11 protein-coding genes are annotated in these 13,206 nt (G+C 36.1%); 4 read left to right on the forward strand and 7 right to left on the reverse strand.

The window, feature by feature from the left end:
• Positions 1–123 precede the first annotated feature (123 nt).
• The 4 genes from I862_RS07960 to I862_RS06785 form a co-directional block, all read right to left on the reverse strand.
• On the reverse strand, positions 124–1,695 hold the full coding sequence (locus I862_RS07960) for an ankyrin repeat domain-containing protein (protein WP_052646532.1): 1,572 nt from the start codon (positions 1,693–1,695) through the stop codon (positions 124–126).
• A 753-nt stretch (positions 1,696–2,448) separates the two neighbouring features.
• A complete protein-coding gene (locus tag I862_RS06775) occupies positions 2,449–4,302 on the reverse strand; it encodes an ABC-F family ATP-binding cassette domain-containing protein (protein WP_038540400.1) in 1,854 nt (617 codons plus the stop codon).
• Positions 4,303–4,423: 121 nt separating this feature from the next.
• Positions 4,424–5,383, reverse strand: a complete 960-nt coding sequence (gene ubiA / locus I862_RS06780; RefSeq protein ID WP_052646533.1) for a 4-hydroxybenzoate octaprenyltransferase — start codon at positions 5,381–5,383, stop codon at positions 4,424–4,426.
• Positions 5,358–5,966 (reverse strand): NADH-quinone oxidoreductase subunit C, encoded by a 609-nt coding sequence (locus tag I862_RS06785; protein ID WP_038540404.1) that lies wholly within the window; start codon positions 5,964–5,966, stop codon positions 5,358–5,360. The genes ubiA and I862_RS06785 overlap by 26 nt, the downstream gene beginning before the upstream one ends.
• Before the next feature lie 124 nt (positions 5,967–6,090).
• Here I862_RS06785 and I862_RS06790 point away from each other — a divergent pair, with 124 nt between their 5' ends.
• From I862_RS06790 to I862_RS06805, 4 genes are read left to right on the forward strand one after another with little or no spacing between them, the layout of a single operon-like run.
• Positions 6,091–6,846, forward strand: a complete 756-nt coding sequence (locus tag I862_RS06790; RefSeq protein WP_038540407.1) for a YebC/PmpR family DNA-binding transcriptional regulator — start codon at positions 6,091–6,093, stop codon at positions 6,844–6,846.
• A complete protein-coding gene (gene ruvC, locus I862_RS06795; protein ID WP_038540410.1) occupies positions 6,836–7,321 on the forward strand; it encodes a crossover junction endodeoxyribonuclease RuvC in 486 nt (161 codons plus the stop codon). Before I862_RS06790 ends, ruvC begins: the two co-directional genes overlap by 11 nt.
• Positions 7,322–7,336: 15 nt before the next feature.
• Complete coding sequence (locus I862_RS06800) at positions 7,337–8,389, forward strand: AI-2E family transporter (protein ID WP_038540413.1); 1,053 nt, start codon at positions 7,337–7,339, stop codon at positions 8,387–8,389.
• A gap of 9 nt (positions 8,390–8,398) precedes the next feature.
• Entirely contained in the window at positions 8,399–8,647 is a 249-nt protein-coding gene (locus tag I862_RS06805; RefSeq protein ID WP_038540417.1) for a DUF2312 domain-containing protein, read from the forward strand.
• Positions 8,648–8,657: 10 nt separating this feature from the next.
• On the opposite strand, the gene I862_RS06810 is transcribed toward I862_RS06805, so the two are convergent.
• The 3 genes from I862_RS06810 to gatB form a co-directional block, all read right to left on the reverse strand.
• A complete protein-coding gene (locus I862_RS06810) occupies positions 8,658–10,679 on the reverse strand; it encodes a ComEC/Rec2 family competence protein (protein WP_038540420.1) in 2,022 nt (673 codons plus the stop codon).
• Positions 10,680–10,704: 25 nt separating this feature from the next.
• Entirely contained in the window at positions 10,705–11,634 is a 930-nt protein-coding gene (locus I862_RS06815) for a DUF6765 family protein (RefSeq protein ID WP_038540423.1), read from the reverse strand.
• Positions 11,635–11,699: 65 nt separating this feature from the next.
• Positions 11,700–13,160, reverse strand: a complete 1,461-nt coding sequence (gatB, locus tag I862_RS06820) for an Asp-tRNA(Asn)/Glu-tRNA(Gln) amidotransferase subunit GatB (protein WP_038540426.1) — start codon at positions 13,158–13,160, stop codon at positions 11,700–11,702.
• Positions 13,161–13,206 lie beyond the last annotated feature (46 nt).

Raw genomic sequence — 13,206 nt, forward strand, 5'->3', positions numbered from 1 at the left:
TTGTACTAACCTGCAAAAAGTAGTTTTTTTAATGGAATAACTAAATATATTTTTATACAACAGTCAATTACTATTCCGAATTCCAATTTGGTAATCCATACAAACTTAGCTCATAATAAATTATTATAATTTTCTCATACCTTCTTTAGCGTCTTCTTTGGATAAAGTTACCATATCCCTAAATTTTGTTGAGTAGCTGGTATTTTCCTGTTTATTAACTGAAGTTGCAGCCTCAGTTAATGTATTAATAACCTCTTCCGATGCCGCTATTTTTCTTGCTTTATCAAGCGCGGTTTCATTTCTATTATCCTTGGAATGAATATCTCCACCATGTTTTAATAATAATTCTATATTTTTTATTTCCCCGCGCGTTACGGCCAGATGTAAAGGGGTTCTTCCAATGCGATCCTTAATATTAATATCGGCACCGTTTTCAATTAGTAATTCTATAGTTTTGGTATGGCCTCTTGATGCTGCATTAAGTAAAGGAGTGTTCCCACTGCGCTCTTTAACATTAACATCAGCACCGTTTTTAATTAGTAACTCTATAGTTTCGGTACTGCCTTTTAATGCCGCCTTAAGCAAAGGAGACTCTCCGAATCCATTTTTAGTATTAACGTCGGCACCATTTTCTATTAGCAATTTTATAGCTTCAGAATTATCTTTTAAAACGGCATTATATAAAGGAGTATTTCCATTTTTAGCTCTAGCATTAACGTCAGCACCGTTTTTAATTAATAATTCTATAGCTTTCCCTTTTTCCTCATCTACTGCTTCATGTAATAATGTTTTCCCATCTCCGGTTTTAGCATTAATATCAGCGCCTTCTTTAATAAATAGTTTAATAATTTCAGCCTGGCCATTTAATACCGCATTATGTAAAGGAGTATTTCCGTTTTCAGTTCTAGCATTAATGTCAGCACCGTTTGCTATTAAAAAATTTGCCGCTTCGGTTTTCCCATCTATGGCTGCTTCATGGAGAGCGGTTCTTCCTTCTATCTTTGTATTTACATCTGCCCCTAATTTTAAAAGATATTCCATTACTTTAACGCTTGAAGTTGCTAAGTGCAGATATTTTGCCTCCGGGTATTTTTGCCTTCCATGCTTAAGAAGTTGTGTTATATCCGGCTTAATATCAGAGAGTGTAAAGGTAGCATATTCATTTTCATAAAAAGTTCCTGCAACCCATTGCAACGTTGCTTTTAACATTTTATCCGTAAGTTCTTCAGTTAGCCCTAAGTTAGGGTCAAAAAATTTATAACGCACTTCCCCATCTTCTTTACGCAAAATTTGAATTACGGTAGCATGGCCGCCCCCATGTTTATGTAAATTAAAACTCAGATGCTCAGAATTTTCTAATTCCTGAGGTAATATATTGAGTAAAGGCTGAGTATTCTTTATGTCATCTACAGTAATTTGATAAGACTGAGCTTGTATTTGACTTTGAGTTTGAGTTTGCGCAAGAGTCACGCGCTCTAAAAAATTTTTACTTAGCTTACCATTTATTTTAGTCATATAATCTTCACGTGCAATATCACCGGGATGCCTTAATGTCTGAGCTACAAATAATGCGCAAATTGCATAGCAAACTCCCTTAGGATCAAGCGGAACACCTATTTCCTCAGCAGATTTATAAATGTCAAGTTGTGAAAATGGTGCCCACTCAATATTTTCAATACCATAATATCTTGGCATAACTTCTTATTCTCCTTTTTATCCCCTATTAATAAATGGTATCATAAAGAAAGTTTGGGTCAATATTTTCATTTTATTATACAAAAGCTTGGCTTTATTAAGATTTATTTTAAATACAAGGATATTTACAGCTAATGCAATGAACCTAACCACCCCAGCTAGCAGAGACAGCGGAAGAAAGTGAGCAAATATTTTCCTAATATCATATCAGTAGATTTACTATATAATTTAAACCTGCAAAAAGAGCTTTTTAATGCTTTGGCCAATTATTAAATCTGAATATTCAAAGTAATAAATGCCAATGTTATTAGTGAAACAATAGAACTTATAGCTACTATAGTTTTAACATTTTCCTGCTCAATGGAAAATTGCTTAGCAATCAAGTAAACAACAAAAGCCGTCGGTGCAGAAGCGGTAATGACTATAATGAATTAATTTGAATATCCAGTGTGTTTATTCAAATATAATAAGTTAAAAGTTTAATATACTCTAGCCTATACCTGAAAATCAGATAATAAGAATAGTAAAGCACGCGCCTAGCCGCCATTTATGGCGCGTGCTCGTATAAATGACATAGTCATTTATACGTAAACTTGGTTTATTTTTTTATAGCTCAACTATGCTCCCAATGTAGGGTCTTCAACTTAATTTACTATATAGCATAATCAGTCAATAGCCTACCCCTTAAGCCCCCTGACTCATATTTATTTTAATCTTAATAGGGTATTAGCTTGATATTATAATAATGAATCTTTAAGTATGTACTTCCTCAATTTTTCCCTGCACCTTAATCCAATCAGCTTCTATAACTTCCATATCTTTTAAAACCAAAGAAAGTGACTTATTCAAATTTTCAATTTTGCTATACTCACCTTTAGTTGAATAATCTGCAATCTCGCTTTCAATAAGTTCTTTTTTGTTGGTGAGCTCCGCTATTTTTTTCTCTAATTGCTTAGATTCTTTATCTAACTTAGAAAGTTCTGTTTTATTCTGATTTGATTTATTTTTATTTTGAGATTTTTGCTTAGTACCAGAACGTTCTTTTTTGCGTTGCATGATAACCAAATCACGATAAGCGGCTATATCTTCCTCATAAGGTTTGCAGGTGCCATTTGCCACCAACCATAATCTATCAGCAACCGCGCCTACCAAATGTGGATCATGGCTGACTAGAATTACTGCACCCGTATAGTTATTCAGTGCCTGGGTTAAAGCTTCGCGGGCTTCTATATCAAGATGGTTAGTCGGTTCATCTAGCAACATAATATGAGGAGCATCAAAGCTCATAAGTGATAATAAAAGCCTTGCTTTCTCACCACCTGAAAGCTCTTCTACCTTAGTATCCGATTTAAATTTGTCGAAACCGAATTTTCCTAAGGCTGCCCGAACTTTAGCTTCAGCTTGATCTTGCATTTCTCTACGCATTAGTTCATATGGAGTTTGCGTTATATCCAGCTCCTCTGCCTGATGTTGCGAGAAATAGCCGATTTTTAACTTACTTGGTTTCTTTACCTCTCCGCTTAATGGTGCAAGACGACCGGATAATAATTTCACCAGGGTGGATTTACCGTTACCGTTTGCTCCAAGTAGCGCAATACGGTCATCCATATCTATATTAAGGCTCAAATTACGCAATACAGGCACATTTTCATAACCGACATCAACATTATCCAATACTATCATAGGAGAGTATAACTGCTCAGGCTCAGGGAATATAAAGGGCTTTGTGCGTTCAGCAATTACCGCATCCACAATATCCATTTTCTCAATGGCTTTTAACCGACTTTGCGCCTGTTTAGCTTTACTTGCCTTGGCACGAAAACGCTCGACAAATTTCATCATTTTATTTTTTTGTGCCTGTTGCTTTTCATGTATAGCTTGTTGGCTAATTAATTTTTCTGCACGTCTGCGTTCGAATTGATCATAATTTCCGGTATAATTTTCTAACCCAAGATTATTAAGATGAACTATATGAGTTACGGTTTTGTTTAAAATATCCCTATCGTGACTGATAATAATTAATGTTTTTTCAAAACGCATTAGGTAATTTTCAAGCCATACCATTGCTTCAAAATCCAAATGGTTAGTCGGTTCATCAAGCATTAAAAGATCAGGATTACGAAATAATGCCGCAGCAAGCGCAACCCGCATACGCCACCCCCCGGAAAATTTTGATATAGCACTATTTTGCGCTTCTTCGTCAAAGCCAAGTCCGGAAAGTATACTTGCTGCCCTTGCAGGCGCTTCATAAGCCCTTATTTCTTCTAACCGGGTGTATATGTAACCGATACGATCGGGATCCTCCGTAGTCTCCGCTTCCTTTAAAAGGCTATCTCTTTCTGTATCCGCTGCAAGCACGACATCTATAAGTTTAGTATCATCATGAGGCAAATCCTGCCTTACCATACCGACGGAAATGTTCCTTACCAGCGCTATTTCTCCGGAATCGGGAAGCAGTTCCCCACAAATAAGTTTGAGTAAAGTAGATTTCCCTGTACCATTAGCCCCGACTAGTCCGATTCTTTGGCCGATGGAAACTTGCAGTGAGGCATTGTTAAATATCATCCTTCCAGCAATTAGATAGGTAAGATTTGTTACTGAAAGCATATATTCTAACTTATAATAATTTATGTAAATTTAGGGTTAATATTACATAAATTTGCTTCAAGAACAATCTCTAATATTTTTTATATATTTACGGATAAAAAGAAAAGTACTTAGCTAACTATTAAAATTTTATTTTCCCTATCCATATTGCAAGTAATACTAAGAGCCCGTATTGCAGATTAGATCTGAATTTTTTGCCTGCATCGTTCGCATCATGTATGTCCACAGTTTCCGCCTGCCAATAGAGATGATAAGTCGCAAGTCCCATGAGTATATAAAATCCCCAGTTCATGTGAGTGTTTAATCCGACTATAAATAAGCATATGGCAGCAATTCTATATAAAACCCAAATTACCTGGCTAGCAGCATCACCAAGCTTAATTGCAAGCGATTTTACACCGACTTCAAGATCATCTTTTTTATCTTGAAGGGCATAAATAGTATCATAAGCAACCGTCCAGGATACAGCGGAAATATAAACTAATAGGGGTATTAAAGAGAAGGTGGGCGAAACAGCCGCCCATGCCATAATCACCCCTAAATTAAACACGAAACCTAGAAATACTTGAGGATAATAAGTATACCTTTTTAAAAAAGGATAAATAACTATAGGAATTATACTTACAATCCCGATAAAAACTGCTGCTTTGGGTAAAAACATAAGTAAGAAGAAAGCAATTGCAAGTAGCATACAGAGGAGTATATATGCTTCTTTTAAAGAAACCTCATTACTTGCGAGCGGCCTATTTTTAGTACGTTCAATCTTGGCATCAAAATTTTTATCCACAATATCATTAATTATACAACCTGCACTTCTAGTCACCATTGCACCGAAAGCAAATAATAATGAAAATAGTACTTTTTGTAAAAAAGTACTGGTTGCAAACCCGATTGACCATAAGCAAGGCAACATTAAGAGTAAAGACCCTACAGGCTTATCCAGGCGCATTAACCTCGCATATTTATTGCCGCTGATAAATTTTTGTAATGCTTTAAGGCACTCAAAATCTAAATTTGCAAACTTTATCAGTCCTTCCGATAAAGCGCTATTAATACTACTTATCTTGTTTTGCTTTTTCATCGCCAGGCAATATATATTCGGTTCCTTCCCACGGGCTTAAAAAATCAAAGCTTCTAAATTCTTGAGTAAGCTTGACCGGCTCATATACCACCCTTTTCTTTTCAATATCATACCTGACCTCAACATGCCCCGTAAGCGGAAAATCCTTTCTCATCGGATGCCCTTCAAAATTATAATCAGTCAGGATTCTTCTTAAATCATTATTATTGGAAAAGAAAACTCCATATAAATCCCAAGCTTCCCGCTCAAACCAACCTGCACAGCTAAATACCGGAGTAGCACTAGGAATAATAGTTTCCTCATCCGCAAAAACTTTTAATCTTATTCTCATATTATATTTTAAGCTAAGCAGATTATAAACAACTTCAAATCTCTTTTCTCTCTGCGGATAGTCCACCCCGCAAATATCAACTAACATACTAAATAAACATTTCTTATCATCACGCAGAAACTTTAAAAATCGCTCTATAGCTTTTGCTTCAAGCTCAACGATTAATTCATCATTCTTGATTGAGGTCTGTGTAATATCAGCCTTACGCTTAGAATTTAGTAAATATTCCTTTAGTTCTTCCAGCTTTTGCATAAAGTTCTCTTGTTTACTATACTTATAAACATAACAAAATCATTTAAGAACTGCAAGCTAGTGCTTGAGAAAAACGAATGAAAGCTTATGATGTAGTATTGAATAACAATTTAATGATAAAATTATGGCAGGTCATTCAAAATTTAAAAATATTATGCACCGTAAGGGAGCGCAAGATAATAAAAGAGCTAAGATGTTTACTAAGCTGGTAAGAGAAATTTATGTAGCGGCAAAATCCGGGCTGCCTGATCCTGATTCCAACTCGAGATTAAGAGCCGCGATAAATGCCGCACGAACGGCAAATATGCCTAAAGACAAAATAGAAAATGCCATTTCCAAAGCGACCAATCCCGGAGATGTAGATAATTTTGAAGAAATCAGATATGAAGGTTACGGCTCAGGCGGTGTAGCTATAATTGTGGAAGCATTAACCGATAACCGAAACCGTACTGCCTCCGATGTGAGGTCAGCTTTTACCAAACACGGCGGAACTTTAGGAGAAACGGGAAGCGTAGGCTTTATGTTCAGTAAAGTAGGCGTTATAACTTACCCAGCAAGTAAAGGTTCAGCGGAAGTATTTTTAGACGCAGCAATCGAGGCCGGAGCTAATGATTCTATTTCCGATGAAGAAACCCATGAAATTATTTGTGATCCGGAAAATTTTAATGAAGTGAGAGACGAATTTGAACATAAATTTGGCACTTGCCTTTCAGCTGAGATTACTTGGAAGCCGAATAATACTATAATGTTGAATGAAGAAAGTGCTGAAAAAGTTATTAAAATGGTAGATGCCTTAGAAGATAATGATGATGTACAAAGTGTAGTGGGCAATTTTGAATTTCCGGAAACAATTTTAAATAAGTTTAAAAATGAAGACTAAAATAATCGGGATTGACCCGGGGCTGAATTGCACGGGTTGGGGAATAATTGAAATGTGGGGTAGTAATTTAGGCTATATTGCTTCAGGGGTAATTGAGACTAAAAGTACCAATTACCTCTCTTCCCGATTAGCTTTAATATTTATGACACTAAACGGCATATTAGAAGAATTTACCCCTAATGCGGCTGCAATTGAGGAAACTTATGTAAATTCAAACTTCGGGTCTTCATTAAAACTTGCTCATGCAAGGGCAGCTGCTATGCTAAGTTTAGAAACGAAAGGGCTCCCCCCAATATCTTATCAGGCAAAGCAAGTGAAAAAAGCAGTAGTAGGGTACGGCGGAGCTGATAAATTACAAATGATCAGAATGATTAACTTACTCCTTCCTACTGCAAAACTACAAAAAGCCGATGCTGCCGATGCAATTGCAATTGCGATTTGCCATTCAAGTTATCACAATTTTAAAGCGTTATAAAAAGGATTTTTAAAAATGCTAAAAGACAAAACTTTTCTACTCGGCTTAGGTGTTTTAGGGTTATTATACCTGTCTTATTTAATTAAAGGCATAATGCTGCCTTTTGTTATGGCTTTAGTTTTTGCATATCTGCTGGATCCGTTTGTGAGGAAATTGAGATATTTTAAAATTTCAAGAACGATAGGAACTATAATTGTGACTTTGGTTTTCTTTATCATAGTCGGCTTCATTTTAATGATGATAGTACCTATGATGTATAACCAAATTTATAAACTCACAGATTTCTTACTTAAATATAAAAGCTCATTAAATAACCAAATAGTACCTACGCTAATTTATAAAATAAAAGGAATCCCTCCCGAATATACGAGTAGAATAGAACAAGGGTTAAGCGATGCGTCAGGGTATATAGTCACATTTACTACTAACCTGTTAAAAGAAATTTTTCATTCGGGCGCTGCGGCAGTAAATACCATTTCTCTAACATTACTTACCCCGATTATAACCTTTTATGTGCTAAGAGATTGGGAAAAAATTCCTCGCACGGTTAAAACTTTCGTTCCTAAACGCTTTTATACTTCGGCTAACCGACTATTTAAAGAACTGGATATAACTCTTTCAGGATACTTGAGAGGGCAAACTTACGTATGTCTCATTTTGGGCGGTTACTATGCGACTGCATTAAGTATAATGGGACTTGAATCGGGATTGTCGCTCGGCATTCTAACCGGTATGTTCAGCTTTATACCTTTTGTAGGGATATTATTCGGAACAACCCTTGCGGTCATTACGGCGGCCTTACAGTTTCAAAGCTTAAGCTACGTGCTTGGGGTAATAGTAATATTTGTCTCGGGTCAGATCATGGAAGGCAGTTTTATCACGCCTAAACTGATAGGGGATAAGGTCGGGCTTCACCCAGTTTGGATTATTTTCGGTCTTCTTGCATTGGGGGCATTATTTGGATTTGTCGGAGTTCTTGTTGCTGTACCCTTGACTGCAATCGTCGGAGTAGTTATAAGGTTTTCAATTACAAAATATAAACAAAGTAAATTTTATAATAGTATATAGAGGAGTATTATGGCAGTCGGTGGAATAGCTTCAGATGTTTTAAAACAGTTTATTGAAAGAATTGAAAGACTGGAGCATGAAAAAAGGGAAATATCCGAAAATATTAAAGACTTATTTGCTGAAGCGAAATCAGGCGGGTTTGAACCGAAAATAATGAAGCAAGTAATCAGGGCACGCAAAATGAAAAAGGAAGAACTTGCCGAGGAAGATGCATTACTGGAAACATATAAGCGGGCTATCGGCTTAATCATTGAATAAACCAGCATAATTAGTGCCAGGGTCTTAACTTATGCACTGAGCCGCTGTAGGTTATTTTTATATTATTTTCAGCTAACCATATTGCAAGATTACCGCCCCTTTTAAGCTCGGGAAGACCAATTATTTTAGTTTGAGCAGGGCATTTTATATAATCTTTGCCTAGATTTACAGCTAAATCCGGCTTAATAGCATCACAGTTTATCTCGCCTTTAGAATAGATTAGTATATTTTTGCCGTGCTTGTTATATAAACATGAAGCTAAAGTACATGTCGGGATTTGTAGTTGTTTCAGGGTCTTCACCTCTTTTTGCATATATGCTTGCTTCCATGCTTCACGGGTAAACTTTGCTCCCTGTTTAGAGGAAAATATTAATTCTCCTCCTACTCTGATTGCAAATATTTTCCCGTTATTTTCAATAAGTATATCCGGATCAAGGTAAGGGTTTTTAGTAAATAGTCCGATAAGCAAGGGGATAACAAATATAAACCTCAAGTGAGTTACTGAAACAAATAAACCTATGCTCCCCAAATATATCAGAAATATACCTATATTGGAAAAACTCGGGATACTAAAAGAGGAATACGGAAGCGCACTTATTATACTTGCTACCTTAAAGATTAAGCTAATCCCATAGCCCATCACGGCTATAGGAATCTGTTCTGCTCCCAAAGGCATGAGAATTAAAGATAATAATCCGAAAGGCATTACCCAAAAATCATTAATCGGTATAGCAATTAAATTAGTTAAAACACTATAAGGCGAAAACTGATTAAAGTGATAAACGATGAAAGGCGCGGTAGCAAGACCAGCAATAAGAGTTGAAAATATAATTGATATAAAATAATTAAATAATTTTATATACCTCTTATCACTATTTTTAATTAGAAACTTATTGAAAAACCCGAAACTTGAAATGAGCGCGAGGGAAGCAACAAACGACATTTGCAAACTTGGGCTCAGTACCTCTTCAGGAGTTATCACTAAAATAATAATTGCTGCAATTGCCACAGCTCTCAGCGCTGAGGAATTATGATCCAAAATTATTGCAAGCAGTATTATACTCGACATTATATAAGCTCTCTGGGCGGAGACAGGTGCTAAAGTTAGCAGCAAATATAAAGTGCTTCCTATTAGAGCTACACCTGCGGCCGCTTTTTTAGCATCAATTCTAAGCGCAAGGTATTCCGACCTAATTATTAAAAACCGAATACTGATGAAAAGTATAGCAACCACTACCACCATATGCATTCCGGAAATAGCTAGTAGGTGAGCAATCCCTGAAATTCTGACTATATCATAATCAGCTTTTGATATAGAGCTGGAATCACCGACTAATATACCGTTTGCAATCCCCGCCATTGGCTCGGAAAGGTTTGCTTTAACTCTTTCAATAACCTTATTTCTAAGATTAACAAAAAAGTTTCCTAAGCTGCTTTCGGATTTTTCTACCACTCTTATTTTATTTACTGCATAGCCTATCGCACTTAGGTTCTTAAAATAAGCATACCTGGAAAAGTCATACCCGTGCGGGGTAATCGGCTTTGGGGGCGGAAGCAGAACTGCTGCCAGTTTTACGGTATCACCTATACTTAATCCTTCGGATTTTGTTCTTATACTAAGTCTAACATTATTAAGTCGGTTAACATTTTTATCATATATTTTTACGTCTCTTAATAATATTCTCTTTCCTACTTGCATATGCTGAATTTGAGCAACTTTACCCTTTACCCAAACTTTTCCCGTTTCTTTTTCTAAAGTTTTCGTATCCGCAGAATAAGTTCTAAGTAAAGCTGAACTGAACCCGAGCGCGATGCAAAACATCAGCAGCGAAACTTTAAATAGATTAAACTTTTTAAAAAAAGATATAACAAGTATTATAAATAAGATCCCGCTAAGCACAAAACTAAAATATAAAGACGGTTCTATAGGCAGTATAAAATAAATTAAAATACCGAAACTTAAAAATACCGGAATCCAAGCAAAGTAATTTTCAAATTCTTTTTGAAGATATTCTTTTAATTTTCCCGTCACTTATTTAATATAAAGCTATTTTCAGCTAATTATTAACTCGTTTATAAATTAAGTTCCAGGCATATTTTTTATAACTTTTTGCAGCTTTTTGAAATAAATACCAATCACTTCTCAAATAATCATCTTTCCATCGGTACCCTTTAGCGGTTTTAAGGTATGCTGAATTTTTCCATAAATTTTTATTATATAATATTATTCTTCGGTTAGAGTATTTCAGCGCTAAATTCTGATAGTTATTAATTCTCTCTCTATAACTATATTGCCCCATCTCTCCGATGGCTTGCTCCAAATCTGAGCTAAGTTCTCTCAGTTCCGTCTCTATCGCACGCCTTGAAGATAAAAGATTGCTGTATTCTAAAAACAGCTCTTTTGCAGCAGCAATAAACTTTTTTTTATTATTAACTTCAGAAGCTTTTAATCTATCATCATGCCAAATTAGGTCTATCCTATCCGGTTTATTAAAATAATCAGCATGCCCCAGATTAGGAATTAATGAATTTAATAGGTTATTTCCGCTGTTGAAATCACTGTAAGTACCAACAAAATTAGCATGTGCCCAAGTATCGGCAAAAGCATGTGAAGCAACCCCTATTCGGTAGAGATCTTGGGAATCAAGAGAAGCTCTTAGTATTTTGCGAGCGAAGAAACTACCGGGAGTGGTTGCAAGCAGATGTTTTGCATTATCTTTTCTTAAACCAGCAGCTTCTATAAACTCCCCGGGAATAAAATGAAAACATAAGTAGGTTTGCGCTAACTTGCTTTGGCTGATAAAAGGAATATAACTTTGGGTTAAAACAGAGTTGAAAGGCAGGTTATCTTTATCATAAACCACTATTCCTTCAGTGTTATCATCAACAAATTGTGCACTATAAGCAATTTTATAAGCTTGATTTAAATTAAATCCTGCTTTCACGGCAATTAAATAATTAATATAGTAGTGAAATTCAATATCCATAAATATAACTAAAAAGGGTAAGAAATGCTATCTTACCCTTTAAGCTTATATCTACGGAAGCCCCTTTAACCTTTTAATTTTTGAACAAGCAAATCATTTACGATCGACGGATTGAATTTACCTTGAGATAGTTTCATTACTTGCCCGACAAAGAAGCCGAACAGTTTATCTTTGCCGCTTCTATACTCATTAACCTTATCCTGATTTTCAATAAGCACTTGCTCGATTAATTGCTCAATTGCTTTAGTATCGGAAACTTGTACCAAGCCTTCCCTTTCAACAATTGCTTTAGGCTCGTCACCTGTTTCAAACATAATGTCAAAGACTTGTTTAGCAATTTTTCCTGAAATGGTTCCGTCTTTTATTAGTTTAACCAGATCTCCCACCTGCTTAGCTTTAATCGGTGATTGTTCGATTTCAAGGCCGGCTCTATTCAATCTGCCGAAAAGCTCTGCGGTAATCCAGTTAGCTACAAGCTTCGCATCGGCATTTTGTGCCGCTTCTTCAAAATATTTTGCTACCTCCTGATCAGCTACTATTACCCCTGCATCATATACGGATAAGCCCATCTGTTTTATATATCTCTCTTTTTTTTGATCGGGAAGTTCAGGTAAACTTTTTCTGATATTTTCAATATATTCATCAGTTAAAGTAAGCGGTAAAAGGTCAGGATCAGGAAAATACCGGTAGTCCTGTGCATCCTCTTTACTTCTCATTGATCTTGTCTCATTAAGCGAAGCATCAAATAATCTGGTTTCCTGATCGACTATTCCGCCGCCTTCAATTAAATCGACTTGCCTTGCCGCTTCAAATTCAATTGCTCTTATAATATTTTTTATTGAATTAACGTTTTTTATTTCCGCTCGTGTACCGTATTCTTTAGCGCCTACCCTTCTTACGGAAACATTAGCATCGCATCTTAAGGAACCTTTCTCCATATCCCCATCACATGTTTCAAGATAACGGAGTATTGAACGAAGTTTTTTCATAAACTCACCGGCTTCTTCACTACTTCTGATATCAGGCTCGGTTACTATTTCCATTAAGGCAATACCTGAACGGTTTAAATCGATATAAGTCTCGGTCGGACTTTGATCATGAATGCTCTTACCGGCATCCTGCTCAAGGTGGATTCTAGTAATCCCTACTTCTTTTACTGAACCGCCAGGCATATCCACATGCACTACCCCCCTCCCTACGATCGGGTCTTTGAATTGTGATATCTGATAACCTTGCGGAAGATCAGGGTAAAAATAATTTTTTCGATCAAAAACGGAGAATTTATTAATTTGGGCGCCAATTCCCAAGCCGGTTCTTACTGCCTGCTCAATACATTTTTCATTGATTACGGGCAACATCCCGGGCATAGCGGCATCTACAAATGAAACCTGGGTATTCGGCTCAGCTCCGAATTCAGTTGAGCTCCCGGAGAACAATTTAGATTTTGAACTTACCTGAGCATGAATTTCAAGACCAATTACCAGTTCCCAGTCACCGGTTACACCTTTAATAATTTGAGCTACCATATTTCTTTATAATTCAATCAATAATTTATGCAGGAAAAATTAACAT

This window comes from endosymbiont of Acanthamoeba sp. UWC8 (assembly GCF_000730245.1).
Lineage (GTDB): Bacteria > Pseudomonadota > Alphaproteobacteria > Rickettsiales > Midichloriaceae > Jidaibacter.